Genomic DNA, 15,555 nt, shown 5'->3' with positions numbered 1-15,555 from the left:
ATTTCACGCCGATAGGGGGAAGCTGATGAACGGAACCGACACCGCGGTCGCCGTCAAGGCGACGCATGTGCTCGTCGTCGACGACGAAGCCGACGTCGTGACGCTGTTTCGGCAGCGGTTTCGCCGTGAACTGCGCTCCGGGCAGGTCATCATGCAGTTCGCCGACACCGGGCGCGCAGCCCTCGAGGTGCTCGAGATGGTCGACCCCGACGTCATCCTGATCTTCAGTGACATCGAGATGCCGGAGATGAACGGCCTCGAATTACTCGAACACGTCCGGGACAAGTGGCCGCACGTCCGCATCTACCTCGCGACCGCGTACGACAGCCCGAACTACACCCAGCGTGCGGCTGCGCTCGGCGCCCACGGCTACTTCACCAAGCCGCTGGACTTCTCGGCACTGCGTCAGATCATGTTCGCGACTTGAGGGTGGGTGTTGGCGCCGACCAGGTGTGGCTGCGCCTCCAGCACGGCCCGGGTGGCGAGCCGTCCGGCCTCCACGGCGGCATCGATCTTCTTGAAGTCCAGTGGACCGATCGTTGAGATATCCGGTTCGATGATCGCCGCGATCCGGGGCAGCGCGCGCAGGTCGCCGGTGGAGGCCGCCAGATCGACGGTGCGCAGCAGCGTCTCCTGCAGCGGCGGCAGGGCGATGTCGGTCCCGGTGAGCAGGCGCCGGACAAATCCGGGCGGCTGAACGATTGCGGGCAGCAGACCAAAGCCCTTGGACGGTGAAAACTTTCGCCGCAAGTCGACACAGATGACTTCACCGTCGCAGTCGGCGCACATCACATCGGCGGGCAGGTTGTTCAGCAGACCCCCGTCGATCAGCAGGCGCTCGCCATGCTGCACCGGCGGAATAAGACCCGGAATCGAGATCGACGCGCGCACCGCTAGTGTCAGCGATCCGCGGCGATGGACGATCTGTTCGCCGGTGATCATGTCCGCCGAGACCGAGAAGAATCCCTTCGGCAGATGCTCGATCACACTGCCGCCGAAAAACTCCTCGAGCAACCGCTCGATGCGGGTCCCTCGGGTCAACGCGATCGCGGGGACCGTGTAATCGCCGAGCGGGCTGGTGTTTCCGACAAAGCGGTAGGCCGCGTCCGTCGCCTCGTCCGCGGTCATTCCCTGCGCGAAGGCCGCGGCGGCGATGGCACCGGCACTCGTGCCGCCGAAGCGGTCGATGACGATGCCGGCCCGGGTGAGTTCTTCGTAGACGCCGAAGTGTGCGAGTCCCCGAGCGCCGCCACCCGCCAGCACGAGTCCGTAGGACCGGCCGGCGATCCTGCGAGCCACCGCGGCGATTCCGTCGTCGTCGCCGCGATGGTGCGACACCGGGTCCAGCAGATCCCACCAACTGGTGTCCGGCTCGGTCAGCGCGATCAGGTGGACCGGCCCCTGGGCATTGAGCTGATCGAGCCAGTCCGGCGGCTGGGCCTGGTCGACCAGCATCACCAGCCGATCGCTTTGCGCCACAACGTATCGCTGCCACAACTCGCCCGAGTTCCCGTCGGCCACCACCAACACCCAATCGTGGCTGCGCTCGGCGCGGTCGAGGATTTCGGCGAACGCCTCGACGAGTTCGGCGTGTGCGGTGACCTCGGCGGTTTTCTCCGCGGGCGGCGCGACCACAGCGATCGATCCATACCCGCCCAGCCGGGTCGCGATCGCATCGACGAACGGTGCCGCCGCCGTATATCCGGTCGAGACGATGCCGATGACGCGCGGCGCCGAAGAGATATTCGCGGACCGGGAGTCGCGCAGCATCCCGGCCATCGCCTTGACCATCGCCAGCTGCAGTTGCGGAGTGTTGGCAAGCACCTCGCTGAAGGTCTCGCCGGCGATCCGCCAGACCACGCCGTCACGAAGCGCCTGGACGCCGGCCGAACGAACCGATCCGGAGATCACCCCGAGGTCCCCGATCGAGTCACCGGACGCCATCTCCCGGATGACCTGCCCATCCGCACCGACGGCCGCGAACCGTCCGGAGTCGATGACGTATATGGCGTCGGACGGCTCACCTAAACGGAAAAGCCATTCGTAAGCCGGGATGTGCAGCCGGTCCACGGCGCTCGCCAGGTCGTTGAGTTGTTTCGCGTCGATGTCGGCGAGTATCGGAACATTGCGCAGCGCCCTTCGCGCGTCAGCTACTCGCCACTCCCGCCTAGTACTCATCTAATGGCCGGTACGTCGATGGGGCGGGCGGCCCAGGTGGCCGCAAACGGGATTGCTGCAGGCATGCTCTTCCTCCCCGGCGCTCCAAAAGGATTGAGGTGTCGGTCAGGAGCTTATCTGCCGACCGACGCGCCTTTCGAAATTCCGCCAGCTCTCGGGCGAACCGATCCCCCGTTTGCCGTCGTCAGCGCGGCGGACGCAACGAGTATCCGGTCGCCAATACTACGGCGAGTACCCCGCGCTCGAATCCTTTTGGCGCAGAATCAAACCCGGCGTCAGAAACGAAACGGATGAAGGCTCAAATCGAGCGCGAGCAAACGTCATCCTTGATTAACCGATGATTTACCCATAATTTCGCTTCTGTAGGCCATTTCTAGATTTCCAAACTCCCGGGGATGGTTTCCGGTAATGTCCGCACCGTCACCAATCACCGGCACGAAGGACAGCCGTGAGTTGGCGAACTGGCGCCCTACCCCGGCTGATGACGGCGTGTCATGAGACCGCAGCGACGTCGTGACTGCGGAGGAGCATTGGCACTAACCGACTTTCAGGTGAGCGGACCGACACGGCGAGCAGCGAGGCAATGATGACGTCGTCTATGGGGATGCCAAGCCGAGAGCCTGGCACCCCGCTGGCCTACCTCGAATTGCGCGACGGCGGCACCGAGCACAGCGTGCCGATCATCGATCAGTTGTTCATCGGTCGGGAGTGCGCCGGAATCAGCGAGTCACGCAGGCTGGTGATCCGCGATCCCGAGATTTCCCGGACTCATCTAGAAATCCGCTTGGACGCCGTCGCCGACCAGGCTTTCGTGATCGACACCAGCACCAACGGCACCCTGCTCAACGGGATGCGGCTGGAGCGAGCCGTCCCGCGGCCGATCCAGCCCGGTGACGAGATCCGGATCGCCGATGTGGCGCTCATCTTCCGCTCCCAGCGCTTCACCGCCGTCGACGCCGGAATCGCCCCCGGCCTGACCCGGACCCGAATCAGCCAGGCCGCCATGGTGATGGTGGTCGGCGACATCATCAATTACTCGACGATCTCCGAAGTGACCGAAGAAGAGGTCATCGCGCAGAGTCTGCACACGCTGTGGCACGAGGTAGGCGGTGTGCTGCACGCCCACCACGGCACGCTGAACCACTACGCCGGCGACGCGATCTTCGCGATCTGGGAGGCGAACAGGTTCCCGGACGCCGCCGAGCGCGCGATAGATTTCTCGCTCGCCGCGAACCGGCTGGTCGGAGAGTTGGGACCACGACTGCCGTTACGCAGCCCGGACGGCTCGCCGATCCGCATGGGTTGGGGCGTGGTGGTCGGCCGGGTCGCGCTGGCGGCGATGACGAGATCGGTAGAGGCGGTGATCGGCGACTCGACCAATGTGGCGTTCCGGTTGGCCGGCCTCGCCGGACGGCAAGGACGCGCGTCGGTGATGGTGACCAGCGGAGTGCGCCGCACCGTCGAGAGTCACTTCACGTGGGGGGAAGGCGAAGAAGTCGAGCTCAAGGGCCGCAGCGGCAAAGAGACGGTATTTCCCGTCCTCGGCCGCGGGCAGGCCGGCGGGTCGACGACTCTTCCGGGGAGAAACGCCGCGGGGGATCCGGGCGGTGGTCCCGAATCCACTGCGGAAATGCCTATCCGAAAAGCCGACTGAGCCGCCCGCCGGCTTCACCCCAGGGGTCAATCATGGATCTCGGAACCTCTCATGCGCAGGGCCAATCGAAAGCCGCCGACGCGACGACAACGGGTAACGGTGCGGCCAAACGCAATACGGCCGTGACGCGTCAGGACAGCCGTCCGGTCACCGGCACGCTCAGCGTGCGCCGCCAGCCGTCGTCGACGGCGGTGCTGTTGGTCGCGGCGTTTGGGGCCTTCCTCGCGTTCCTCGACTCGACGATCGTCAACGTCGCGTTCCCGAACATCCAGCAGTCCTTCCCCACCTACCCCATCGGCAGCCTGTCTTGGGTGCTCAACGCGTACAACATCGTGTTTGCGGCGTTCCTGGTGGCGGCGGGCAAACTCGCCGACTTGCTCGGGCGCAAGCGGATGTTCATCTGGGGCGTCGTGCTGTTCACGGGGGCCTCGTGGCTGTGCGCGCTGGCCGCCACCGTCGAGCAATTGGTCGCGTACCGGATCCTGCAGGGCGTCGGGGCGGCGCTGCTGGTACCGGCGTCCCTCGCTCTGGTCGTCGAGGGCTTCGAGGTCGCGCGCCGCGCCCACGGCGTGGGGTTGTGGGGAGCCGCGGCGGCCATCGCGTCGGGCCTCGGGCCGCCGATCGGCGGGGCGATCGTGCAGGTGTCCGATTGGCGCTGGGCATTTTTGGTGAACGTGCCGCTGGGCGTCGTCGCGGTGGTGGTCGCCCGACGCGAGCTCGTGGAAAGCCGTTCGCCCGGACAACGACGGCTGCCCGACCTGCGCGGGGCGGTGCTGCTCGCGGCCGCGCTCGGCTTGCTGACCCTCGGCTTGATCAAGGGACCGGACTGGGGTTGGTCCAGCACCGGCACGATCGGGTCGTTCGTGGCCGCGGCCGTCGCCCTGGTCGGGTTCGTGATCAGCTCCCGATACCACCCGTCGCCGCTGATCGAGCCGGCCTACCTGCGCGTCCAGTCCTTCGTCGCGGGCAACGCCCTGACCATCGTCGCGGGCGCGGGGTTCTACGGATACCTTCTGACGCACGTGCTGTTCCTGAACTACGTGTGGGGCTACAACCTGCTCAAGACGGGCCTCGCGGTCGCCCCCGCGGCACTCGTCGCCGCCGTCGTCGCGGCGCGGCTGGGCAAGATCGCCGACCGGCGCGGACACCGCGCGATCATCTTCGTCGGGGCGCTGATCTGGGCCGGCAGCCTGATCTGGTACTGCCAGCGCGTCGGGACGCATCCGAACTTCCTGCGCGAGTGGCTGCCCGGCCAGCTGCTGCAGGGGCTCGGCGTCGGCGCCACGCTGCCGCTGCTCGGCAGCGCAGCCCTGGCCCGGGTACCCAAGGGCGGCAGCTACGCGACCGCGTCGGCGGTGGTCAGCAGCTGTCGCCAACTCGGCGCGGTGATCGGAATCGCGTTACTGGTCGTCCTGATCGGGACGCCGGCCCGCGGTGAAGCCGCCGACGCGTTGCGCCGAGGCTGGGTGATGGCGGCCATCTGTTTCGTGGCGGTCGCCATCGGGGCGTTGTTCCTCGGCCGCACCGGTCAGCAGGCCACCGACGCCGCCGTGGCTGCCACACCGCCACCGAGACTCGAACCACGTTCGCGCGCAACAGCCGTCGCGCGGCACGAACAGGTGCTTGCGGTCGACCGCAAAGACGACCTGCTGGAGAACCTGCCGCTGTTCGCCGGCCTGGACGCGGACGCTCTCGCCGATCTGCGGCACAGCGCCGAGGAGATCGAGCTCGCGGCGGGCTCGTATCTGTTCTACGAAGGTGATACGGCCGATTCCCTGTATGTGGTGCGCAACGGCCGCGTTCAAGCGCTGCAGCAGGGCGTCGCGATCCGGGAACTGGGGCGTGGCGACGTGATCGGCGAGCTCGGGCTGCTCACCGGCACACCGCGGTCCGCCTCCATCCGGGCCGTACGCGACTCCACCCTGGTACGGCTCACCAAGGCGCAGTTCGACAAGATCGCCGACGTCGGCATGCTCGGCGCCCTGGTGCGCTCGCTGGCCACCCGGCTGCACCAGCTGCCACCGCCGACCACGGCGAACCTGACCACATGCGACGTGGTGGTCGCGATTGTCGGTGTCGACGCCGACGCGCCGGTGACGATGGTGGCCCACGAACTAGTGCACCTGCTGTCGGGCTACGTCCGCGCGGTGCGGCCGGGCCGCGTTGATCGCGAGGGCCTGGAGCGGGCCGAACGGGCCGCGGACAAGGTCGTATTGCAGGCGCAGGTCGACGACGCGGAATGGCGAGACTTCTGCCTGCGCGTCGCCGATCGGATCGTGCTCGTCTCCGGAAATCCGGCGCCGCCGGCCGATCCGCTGCCCGAACGTGCAATCGGCGCAGACCTGCTGCTGGCCGGTCCGCCTGCCAGCCGGGAGCACCGGCGCGCCTGGGAAGAACTGATCACGCCACGGTCGGTGCAGACGTTGCACGCCTCCGGTTCGGCCGAGGACCTGCGGCCGCTGGCCGCGCGCATCGTCGGGCGTTCGATCGGTTTGGTCCTGGGCGGCGGGGGTGCGCGGGCGTTCGCCCATCTCGGTGTGCTCGAGGAGCTGGAAGCCGCCGGGGTCGTCGTCGACCGATTCGCCGGCACCAGCATGGGCGCGATCGTCGCGGCGCTGGCGGCCAGCGGCTTGGACGCGGCCGGCGTCGACGCCTACGTGTACGAGTACTTCATCCGCACCAATCCGATCCGCGACTACACCGTGCCGATCAAGGGATTGACACGCGGGCGGCGCATTCCGGCGCTGCTGCGTCGCGCCTACGGTGAGCGGCTGGTCGAGGAACTGCCCAAGGAGTTCCGGTGCGTGAGCGTTGACCTGCTGGGCCGGCGTACCGTCGTGCATCGCCGGGGCCCGGTTGCCGACGCCGTGGGGTGTTCGTTGCGCCTGCCTGGCATCTTTCCCCCCTACGTCTACGGTGGCACGCTGCACGTCGACGGAGGGGTGCTCGACAACCTTCCCGTGTCGTCGTTGTCGAGCACCGAGGGCCCGCTGGTCGCGGTCGCGGTCGGTTTCGGCGGCGACGCGACGGCGACCAGGAGCGAATTCGCCGATCCCCCACGTGTTCCCGGCATCGGCGAAACCCTCATTCGCACGATGATGATGGGCAGCGGGCTGGCCGCCGCCGCGACGCTGGCCCAAGCCGACGTGGTGATCCGACCCAGCACCCGCGGTGTCGGGCTGCTGGAGTTCCATCAGATCGACGCGGCCCGCGAGGCCGGTCGGGCCGCGGCCCGCGAGGCATTGCCCCAGATCCTTGCGCTCGCACATCGTTGAGCGCACCGAAAACGATGCGATGCAAGCGGTTTCACGTTTCCCTGCGAACCGCAACCACTGCGTTGCCTGGAGTTCACCACCCGTTCGCATCGGCCGGCCGGGATGCGCGCGAATAACGGTGGCCTGGACGAAAACCCGGGCATCGGTGCGGGTATCACGCTCGCGCATTTGCCACCGCGATGTTGTAGTTTTCGAGCGGGATATTGGTCGGGGCTTACCGTCATGGTTGCCAGACCGTGAATAGGAGTCAGCGATGAGCGGCGCGCAGGGCTCGCGGTTGGGAACGATGTTCGGCCCCTACCATCTCAAACGGCTGCTGGGCCGCGGCGGCATGGGCGAGGTCTACGAGGCCGAGCACACTGTCAAACAGTGGACGGTGGCGCTCAAGCTGATGTCGTTTGCGTACAGCCAGGATCCGGTTTTTCGCAAGCGGATGGAGCGCGAGGCCCGCATCACCGGCCGTTTGCTGGAGCCCCACGTGGTGCCCATTCACGACTACGGCGAAATCGACGGGCAACTGTATTTGGAGATGCGCCTGATCGAGGGCATCGACCTGGGCAGCCTGCTCGAGCGGGACGGGCCACTGTCTGCGCCTCGCGCGGTGGCCATCATCCATCAGGTCGCCGCTGCGTTGGATGCCGCACACGCCGCCGGTGTCACGCACCGCGACGTCAAACCGCAGAACATCCTGATCACCCGCAACGACTTCGCCTACCTCGTCGACTTCGGTATCGCCAGCGCGAAAACTGACGAGAAGCTCACCCAACTGGGTACCGCGGTGGGGACCTGGAAATACATGGCACCCGAACGCTTTTCGAGCGACGAGGTGACTCCCAGGGCTGACGTCTACGCGCTGGCCTGTGTGCTGTTCGAGTGCCTGACCGGGGCGCCGCCCTATCCCGCCGACAGCACCGGCGTGCTGGTCACCTCGCACATGATGGAGCCCATCCCCCTGGCCAGCGCGCAAGGCTTGGGCGTGGACCAGGCATTCGACGCCGTGATCGCGGGCGGCATGGCCAAGAACCCGATCGAACGCTATGCCACCGCCGGCGATCTGGCAGAGGCCGCCCACGACGCACTTTCGCGCCCGGAGCGCGACCGCGCCGCAACCATTCTGCGGCGCAGTGAAACATCGGCTAAGGCACAAGACACCCAGCCGAGCGCCGCGGCCGAGTCGTCGAGCTCCCCGCACACGCGGTACAACCCGCTGACATCCGGGCCCGAGACCCAGCCGGACAGCGCAGCGCCGCCGTTGCCACCCACCACCGGACAATCCAGCCCCGAAGTCGCCGCGGCGGGCACCGCCAACACGGATCAGCCAGTGACGGCACGCAAGCGCAGTCGCTGGCCCATCCTGGCCGCGGCCGGCGCCGTTGTCGTCGTGGCCATTGCCGCGGTCGGCACCTGGCTGTTGCTGAAACCCTCTGCCCAGCAGCATTCAAAGACAGGCGCGGCGAAAACCGCGCCGGCATCCGCCGCAGCTCCCAGCAATGACCTGGACCGACTGCTGAACCTACTTCCGTCCGGCTACCCTGCTGGCGTCTGCACACCGGCCACTCCCGAGTCGGGCAGCGTATGGGTGACGGCGGTGGCCCTGGTGTCATGCGGGCAAAACACCAACCCCGGCGGCCCGACGCACGCCACCTACGGGCTCTTCCCGAATGCCGCCAGCCTCAAGCAGGCTTTCACCGATGACGTCGCCAACGTCAGCCTGGTGAAATGTCGCGGGGAGTCGCGGTCACCCGCCAACTGGCACTACGACCAAGGTCCCACCGAGACTGCGGGCATGCTCGCGTGCGGGACTTACAACAACCACCCGAACGTGGTCTGGACTTACGACGAAAAACTGATGCTCAGCGACGTCTCGGGAGACCCGGCCACCATCGAGGATCTGCACACCTGGTGGGACAACTACAGCTGATCACTGCGCCAACGGCGGCGCCGGCACCAGCTCTGTCGGATTCGGCGACACCGTTGCGTTCAGCCGTTTCAGGCACACGGACGGGTCGATGTCGTACAGGTCGATCCCGGCGAACGTGTCCGCGTCGACCCGCGCGCTGATCAAGCAAGGGCGGACCGGTTGATCGGTGTTCGGGTCCGTCGTTTCGACGACACCGCTGAAGATCACCACCTCCAACCGGCGCTCGCCGTCGAGGGCGAAGACGGTCGCCAAAGCCAGCAGCGCCAGCTGCGCAATAGTGCTGGCGTACAACGCTTTCACCTGTCCCGCCGGCCGCGCCGTCTCGACAACCGTGTCGCGGGTCTTGACATACCGGTACGCCTTGGCCGCCGGAACGACAGCCACGGTGGGCAGTTCATACTCGACAACCAATTGGCCGGTGGCCGGGGCATACTCGACGACGGACCTGGGGGTGAACCCCCGCGGCAACGGCATTGCCGCCAGCGCCGATTCGACGTGGGCCGCCAACTCGGCCGCGTCCGGCGTCAGCGCGTCGGGCAGCTGGCGCAATCCTGTTCGCAGCAGATCGGTCAGGGCGGCGATTTGCGAGTCGATTTTCGCGTTCTGCCGATCCACCTGCGCGGCCACGCCGTCGAGTTCATAGATGTCGCTTTCCAGCACAACGCCTTTGGGCCAGAGGCTCTGCTGCCATTCGCGCCGGCGGGCCAGCTCCGCGGCCTTGGCTCTCGCTTCGGCGGACCGCACCGCCGCATAGAGCGCTTTGGTTGTTTCGAGTTCTTTCAACCGCTGCTGTTCGCGCACCGGATGCCGCCGGCGGGCTAGCTGATATTGATAGCGGGCCTGCCCCAGCAGCCGCTCGGCGTCGGGCACGCGGTCGTAGGCCGGCAGCTGCACGAAGTCCGCAAGCCGGGGCAACGGTTCAGCGATCTCCAGGTAGTGGATGCGCATTTCGCAGACTTCGGCGCTGTCTCGGGCTTTGCCTACGGTGTAGTAATTTTCGAGCATCCGGCACGCCGACTCCCAGTTCTCGATGTCGGTTCGTCGCACGGACCGCCACAGGTTCCAGAGCGCCTGATACGCCTCCAGCTCGGCGGCACGACGCCGGCCGTCGTCGAATGGCCCCATGCTCTCCCCTGACCCGGCGACTTTCGTCCCTTCAGAACTTAACGCGTCAGGTGCGGCACGTGTAGCGGGGCGTGGGTGGGATGTCGAGTCGCCGGGCGTGGGAGCCGCGGATTACCAAGCTCCGCGAGCGCGCGGTCGACTCCCACGCCCGACGACGGCTCTAGAGGATGTAGAGCATCTCCTGGTAGGTGGGCAGCGGCCACAAGTCGTCGGCGACAACGCCTTCCAGCGCGTCGGCCGCGGTACGCACCGCCTCCATCGCCGGCAGTAGCGCTTCTTGGGCATGGGTGGCCTCGGCCAGAGCCGACTCCGCCGAGTGATCGGACAGGGCTGCCTTCAACGTCGTCAGCGCCGCGCAGAGATCGGCCAGCGGAGCCGAAACCGCTTCCAGGGCCGCCGTGCTGGCCGCCACACCGGCCTTCTTCATGGTGGCGACGTTCTGCGCGAGTTCGGTCTGGTAGCGGATTGCGGCCGGCATGATGATCGTCGTCCCGATCTCCAGCGCCAACTTCGCCTCGACCCCGATCGTCAATGCGTACTGCTCCAACCGGACCTCGTAGCGGCTGTGCAGTTCGCGTTCGTTGAACACGCCGTATTTCGCGAACAGCTCGATCGCGTCCGGCTTGATCAGCTCCGGAATGGCGTCCAGGGTGGTCTTCAAGTTCGGCAGGCCACGCTCGGCCGCTTCGATCTGCCAGTTCTCCGAGTAGCCGTCTCCGTTGAAGACAACCGCCCCGTGCTCGGTAATGACCTCGGTGAGCAGCTTCTGCACCGCCTGGTCGAAGTCCTCACCGTCGGCGACGGCCTGCTCCAGAACACCAGCCATGTAGTCCAGCGAGTCCGCCATGATCGTGTTGAGCACGATCAGTGGCACCGCGACCGTCTGGCCGGAGCCGGGTGCGCGGAACTCGAACCGGTTCCCGGTGAAGGCGAACGGGCTGGTCCGGTTGCGGTCACCGGCATCGGTCGGCAGGTGTGGCAGGGTGTCGACACCAATGATCATGGTGCCCTTGCCCTTTGACGAGGTGGCCGCACCCTTGGCGATCTGGTCGAACACGTCGGCGAGCTGTTCGCCGAGGAAGATCGAGATGATCGCGGGTGGTGCCTCGTTGGCACCCAGCCGGTGGTCGTTGGTGGCCGAAGCGACCGATACCCGAAGCAGCCCGGCGAACTTGTGCACGGCGCGAATCACCGCAGCGCAGAACACCAGGAATTGGGCGTTCTCGTGCGGGGTGTCACCCGGGACCAGCAGCGACCCCAGCTCGGAATTGCCCATCGAGAAGTTGACGTGCTTACCCGACCCGTTGACGCCGGCGAACGGCTTCTCGTGGAACAGGCATTCCATGCCGTGCTTCTTGGCGATCGTCTTGAAAATCGTCATCAGCAGCTGCTGGTGGTCCGAGGCGATGTTGGCCCGCTCGAACATCGGCGCGATCTCGAACTGACCGGGCGCGACCTCGTTGTGACGGGTCTTGGCCGGGATGCCGAGCTTGAACAGCTCCCGCTCGGTGTCCATCATGAAGCCGAGCACCCGCTCGGGCACCGCACCGAAGTAGTGGTCGTCGAACTCCTGTCCCTTCGGCGGCTTGGCGCCGAACACCGTGCGACCGGCGTTGATCAGGTCCGGCCGAGCCAGGAAGAAGTGCCGGTCGACCAGGAAGTACTCCTGCTCCGGGCCACAGAAGGACACCACCTTGTTGAGTTCCTTGTGACCGAACAGGGTCAGGATTCGCTCGGCGTGGATGCCCATCGCCTGCTGGCTGCGCAGCAGTGGCGTCTTGTAGTCCAGGGCTTCGCCGGTCATCGACACGAAAACCGTTGGGATGCACAGTGTGTTGCCGTTCGGGTTCTCCAGCACATACGCGGGACTTGTCACGTCCCAGCCGGTGTAGCCGCGTGCCTCGAAGGTGCTGCGCAAACCACCCGAGGGGAAACTCGAGGCGTCGGGTTCGCCCTGGATCAGGGTCTTACCCGCGAACTCGGCCAATGTCTGTCCATCGGAGACGGGCTCGAGGAAGCTGTCGTGCTTCTCGGCCGTCAGGCCGGTCATCGGATAGAACACGTGGGCGTAGTGGGTGGCGCCTTTTTCCAGCGCCCAGTCCTTCATGGCCACCGCGACCGTGTCGGCGACAGCCTGGTCGAGCTTGGCGCCCTTCTCGATAGTCGCCACCACGGACTTGTAGACCGACTTGGGCAGCCGTGCCTGCATCTCGGCCTTGGTGAAGACGTTGGAGCCGAAAACCTCGCCGGGGGTCTCACCGGGGACGAAGCTGTTGGCCGGGGGGACGTATGCCTCGACGTTGTTGATCGCCTGCAGGCGCACTGCGTTTCCGCTCAATGGAGTTCCTATCGCTGAGGGGGGTCAACGACCTTCCCTCGCGGGAAGGTGGACCGCCCCACCCTAGGAACCTTCGATGCCGAACTTGTTACGTGCGCGTCAACGGTGCGCTTCAACGTTCGCGAAAGTGGCACGAAATCAGGCCGTGGCCCTGGCGCGTTTGCGGCGCACCAGCAGCGTCGTCTTGACGATCAGGAACAACAATGCAACGCCCATCATCAGCGTGGACAACGCGTAGGCGCCGTACTCGGCCCCGCGGGCGTAGCGGTCGTTGACCAGCAGCGTCAATGTTTGCGACTCCCCCGGCAGGTTGGACGACACCATGATGACCCCGCCGAACTCGCCGAGGGTGCGCGCGGTGGTCAGTACGGTTCCGTAGATCAGGCCCCACCGAATGGTCGGCAAAGTGATCCGCCAAAACGTCTGCCACGGCCCCGAACCCAGGGTTGCCGCCGCCTGCTCCTGCTCGCTTCCGACCTCCTGCAGCACCGGTTGGACCTCGCGCACCACGAACGGCAAGGTCACGAAGATGCTGACCAGCACCAGTCCGGGCAGGCCAAAGATGATTTTTATGCCGAGGTCGTTTTCGACGAAGCCCAACGCCCCGGCCGATCCCCACAGCAGGATCAGGGCCACCCCCACGATGATGGGCGACACCGCGAAGGGCAGGTCGACGATCGCCTGGAGCACACCGCGTCCGCGAAACCGGCTGCGGGCCAGCAGCAACGAGGTGAGTACACCGAAGACCACGTTCAGCGGCACCACGATGGCGACGACCAGCAGCGACAGGTGCAGCGCCGAGATCGCGGCCGGTGTGCTGATCCACGCGTAGAACTGATCGAGCCCCGGCCGGAAGGTCCGCCACAGGATGATCGACACCGGGACGATCAACATCACGCCGATGTAGGCCAGCGTCACGGATCGGGTGAGGTAGCGGGCCAACGACGGCGTCATGCCGCCTTTTCCTCGCGTTTAGCCGTGCGCCCGCCCACGATGCGCAGCAGCACCAGCACGGTGAACGAAATCGACAGCAGCACAATGGACATCGCGGCAGCCCCGGTGCGGTCGTCGTTTTCGATCAGCGAGCGGATCCACTGCGACGACACTTCGGTTTTGCCCGGCACGGCACCGCCGATGGTCACCACCGAGCCGAACTCGGCGATGCACCGCGAGAAGGCCAACCCGGCGCCGGTCAGCAACGAGGGCGCCAACGAGGGCAGCACGATCGTGGTGAAGACCTTCGTGCCGCTGGCCCCCAACGATGCCGCCGCCTCTTCGACGTCGCGATCGATCTCCAGCAGCACCGGCTGCACGGCGCGCACCACCAACGGCAGCGTGACGAACGCCAGCGCCATCCCCACGCCGGGCGGCGTGTGCTGCAGATGGATGTGCACCGGGCTGTTCTTGCCGTAGAGGGCTAGCATGACCAGGCTGGTCACGATGGTCGGCAGCGCGAACGGCAGATCGATGATCGCGTCGACCAATCCTTTCCCGACGAAGTCGTCCCGCACCAACACCCACGCGGTCGCCAGGCCGAACACCACATCGAGAACGGTTACCACCAACGAAATCCCGAACGTCACCTGAAACGATTGCACCGCGGCATGCGAGGTGACGGCCAGCCAGAAGGCCTGCCATCCGCCGCCGGCGGCCTGCCACGCGATGGCGGCCAACGGCAGCAGCACGATCACCGACAGCCACAGCGTCGTCACCCCGACGCGCAGTGAGGTCAGCCCCGGCGTGATCGTCGCCCGCAGCCCCTCGGGCGGCTCCGGGAGTTCGCTACCGGGCGTGGCCAGCTCGGGCCGGATCGCCTCCGGACCGAGATTTGCGCCTAAAAGGGATCCAGTCATCCGGTGGCCTGCATGTAGACCTTGGTGATGCTTCCGGTGTTCTTGTCGAACAGCTGCGCATCCGCCGTGCCCCAGCCCCCGAGGTCGTCGATCGTCCAGAGTTTGACCGGCACCGGATACTGACCGCGGAAACTTGCGGTAACCGCGGGGTCGATCGGCCGGAAGCCGGCTTGCGCCCACAGCTTCTGCGCCGCGGCGCTGTACTGGAAGTTCTTGAAGGCGGTCGCGACATCCAGGTGTGCGCTGGTGCTCACCACTGCCACCGGATTCTCGATCTTGAACGTTTGCGACGGGATGACGTGTTCGACGGGCTTGCCCTGCCGCTCGGCGGCGATGGCCTCGTTCTCGTAGCTGATCAACACATCGCCACTACCCTCAGCGAAAACCGACGTAGCAATCCGCCCCGAACCGGGCCGCAACTTGACGTGCTCGTGGACCAACGTGCTGATGAAATCGATACCCGCCTGCGGATCCGCACCGCCGCGGCTCTTGGCGGCATAGGGCGCGAGCAGATTCCATTTCGCCGAACCCGAGCTCAGTGGACTGGGCGTGATGACCTCGACGCCGGGTCGCAGCAGATCGTCCCAATCTCTGATGTTCTTCGGATTACCCTTGCGCACAACCAAAGTCACGACCGACCCGAATGGGTTGCCATGGCCGGCCCCCTTGTCCCAATCTGCGGCCACCTTGCCCGCCTTGACCAAGCGGGTGATATCGGGTTCGACCGAGAAGTTCACGATGTCGGCCGGTTTGCCTTCAACGACCCCGCGCGACTGGTCGGCTGAGGCCGCGTAAGACGTAACCACCTGGACACCCCTGCCTTCTGCCGAGGCGATGAAGGCCGGAATCACCTTGCTCCAACCAGGTTCTGGGACCGAATAAGCGACGAGAGTGATCTTGGTGTCCGCGTTGTTCGGGCCGCCGCCGCCCACGGCGTCGCTGGCGCCGCCGGCACACGCCGTCATCAAGCCGGCTGCCGACAGCATCGCGACAGCGTGGCGCCACCGGGATGGGATACCGATGTCGTCGAACATGATCCGGCCTTCCAGTGCGGGACTTGGGTGCGTCGATCCCGTTGCTGCGGAAGGGCACAAAGGCATCCGAGGAATTCGCCAACACGAGACCAGACCGCGAACGGACAGCAGCGTCAGCGACAACAGCGCACGACGGCAAAGCACTCCAGAGAACCGGCTGCCGCATGCATGGCGCGA

At 66.3% G+C, this 15,555-nt stretch carries 9 protein-coding genes and 1 pseudogene; 4 read left to right on the top strand and 6 right to left on the bottom strand.

The window, feature by feature from the left end:
• Nucleotides 1–25: 25 nt before the first annotated feature.
• On the top strand, nucleotides 26–427 hold the full coding sequence (locus AAHS21_RS10355; protein WP_342927588.1) for a response regulator: 402 nt from the start codon (nucleotides 26–28) through the stop codon (nucleotides 425–427).
• On the opposite strand, the gene AAHS21_RS10350 is transcribed toward AAHS21_RS10355, so the two are convergent.
• Nucleotides 406–2,178 carry a cyclic nucleotide-binding and patatin-like phospholipase domain-containing protein gene (locus AAHS21_RS10350; protein ID WP_342927587.1) on the bottom strand — a complete coding sequence of 591 codons (1,773 nt, stop codon included), beginning with the start codon at nucleotides 2,176–2,178 and terminating at the stop codon, nucleotides 406–408. The two genes, AAHS21_RS10355 and AAHS21_RS10350, sit on opposite strands and share 22 nt — an antisense overlap.
• 583 nt (nucleotides 2,179–2,761) lie before the next feature.
• Here AAHS21_RS10350 and AAHS21_RS10345 point away from each other — a divergent pair.
• The 3 genes from AAHS21_RS10345 to AAHS21_RS10335 all read left to right on the top strand — a co-directional run bounded on the left by AAHS21_RS10345 (nucleotide 2,762) and on the right by AAHS21_RS10335 (nucleotide 9,028).
• Nucleotides 2,762–3,832 carry an adenylate/guanylate cyclase domain-containing protein gene (locus tag AAHS21_RS10345; RefSeq protein WP_342927586.1) on the top strand — a complete coding sequence of 357 codons (1,071 nt, stop codon included), beginning with the start codon at nucleotides 2,762–2,764 and terminating at the stop codon, nucleotides 3,830–3,832.
• Between the two features lie 32 nt (nucleotides 3,833–3,864).
• Nucleotides 3,865–7,107 carry an MFS transporter gene (locus tag AAHS21_RS10340; protein ID WP_342927585.1) on the top strand — a complete coding sequence of 1,081 codons (3,243 nt, stop codon included), beginning with the start codon at nucleotides 3,865–3,867 and terminating at the stop codon, nucleotides 7,105–7,107.
• 253 nt (nucleotides 7,108–7,360) lie between these two features.
• Nucleotides 7,361–9,028 (top strand): serine/threonine-protein kinase, encoded by a 1,668-nt coding sequence (locus tag AAHS21_RS10335; RefSeq protein ID WP_342927584.1) that lies wholly within the window; start codon nucleotides 7,361–7,363, stop codon nucleotides 9,026–9,028.
• On the opposite strand, the gene AAHS21_RS10330 is transcribed toward AAHS21_RS10335, so the two are convergent.
• The 5 genes and pseudogenes from AAHS21_RS10330 to AAHS21_RS10310 form a co-directional block, all read right to left on the bottom strand.
• Nucleotides 9,029–10,153 carry a hypothetical protein gene (locus AAHS21_RS10330; protein WP_342927583.1) on the bottom strand — a complete coding sequence of 375 codons (1,125 nt, stop codon included), beginning with the start codon at nucleotides 10,151–10,153 and terminating at the stop codon, nucleotides 9,029–9,031.
• A gap of 160 nt (nucleotides 10,154–10,313) precedes the next feature.
• Nucleotides 10,314–12,491 (bottom strand): glutamine synthetase III, encoded by a 2,178-nt coding sequence (locus AAHS21_RS10325; protein WP_342927582.1) that lies wholly within the window; start codon nucleotides 12,489–12,491, stop codon nucleotides 10,314–10,316.
• A 138-nt stretch (nucleotides 12,492–12,629) separates the two neighbouring features.
• Nucleotides 12,630–13,445, bottom strand: coding sequence for a sulfate ABC transporter permease subunit CysW (gene cysW, locus AAHS21_RS10320; protein WP_342927581.1), 816 nt, complete (start codon nucleotides 13,443–13,445; stop codon nucleotides 12,630–12,632).
• Nucleotides 13,442–14,218 (bottom strand): annotated as a pseudogene (gene cysT, locus AAHS21_RS10315) (sulfate ABC transporter permease subunit CysT); the annotation flags it as partial. The pseudogene cysT and the gene cysW, both read right to left, overlap by 4 nt.
• 122 nt (nucleotides 14,219–14,340) lie before the next feature.
• A complete protein-coding gene (locus tag AAHS21_RS10310) occupies nucleotides 14,341–15,378 on the bottom strand; it encodes a sulfate ABC transporter substrate-binding protein (protein WP_342927580.1) in 1,038 nt (345 codons plus the stop codon).
• Nucleotides 15,379–15,555 lie beyond the last annotated feature (177 nt).

Origin of the sequence: Mycobacterium sp. 050272, assembly GCF_039023525.1 — a bacterium.
Classification (GTDB): Bacteria; Actinomycetota; Actinomycetes; order Mycobacteriales; family Mycobacteriaceae; genus Mycobacterium.
Note: the sequence above shows the minus strand (reverse complement) of the source record. Positions and strands in the feature narration are given on the sequence as shown.

Excerpts from the sequence above, each read along its gene's own strand:
- AAHS21_RS10355 (WP_342927588.1), top strand. The coding sequence starts at position 26 with ATGAACGGAACCGACACCGCGGTCGCCGTCAAGGCGACGCATGTGCTC.
- AAHS21_RS10335 (WP_342927584.1), top strand. The coding sequence starts at position 7,361 with ATGAGCGGCGCGCAGGGCTCGCGGTTGGGAACGATGTTCGGCCCCTAC.
- AAHS21_RS10310 (WP_342927580.1), bottom strand. The coding sequence starts at position 15,378 with ATGTTCGACGACATCGGTATCCCATCCCGGTGGCGCCACGCTGTCGCG.
- AAHS21_RS10345 (WP_342927586.1), top strand. The coding sequence starts at position 2,762 with ATGATGACGTCGTCTATGGGGATGCCAAGCCGAGAGCCTGGCACCCCG.
- AAHS21_RS10330 (WP_342927583.1), bottom strand. The coding sequence starts at position 10,153 with ATGGGGCCATTCGACGACGGCCGGCGTCGTGCCGCCGAGCTGGAGGCG.
- AAHS21_RS10340 (WP_342927585.1), top strand. The coding sequence starts at position 3,865 with ATGGATCTCGGAACCTCTCATGCGCAGGGCCAATCGAAAGCCGCCGAC.
- AAHS21_RS10350 (WP_342927587.1), bottom strand. The coding sequence starts at position 2,178 with ATGAGTACTAGGCGGGAGTGGCGAGTAGCTGACGCGCGAAGGGCGCTG.
- cysW (WP_342927581.1), bottom strand. The coding sequence starts at position 13,445 with ATGACGCCGTCGTTGGCCCGCTACCTCACCCGATCCGTGACGCTGGCC.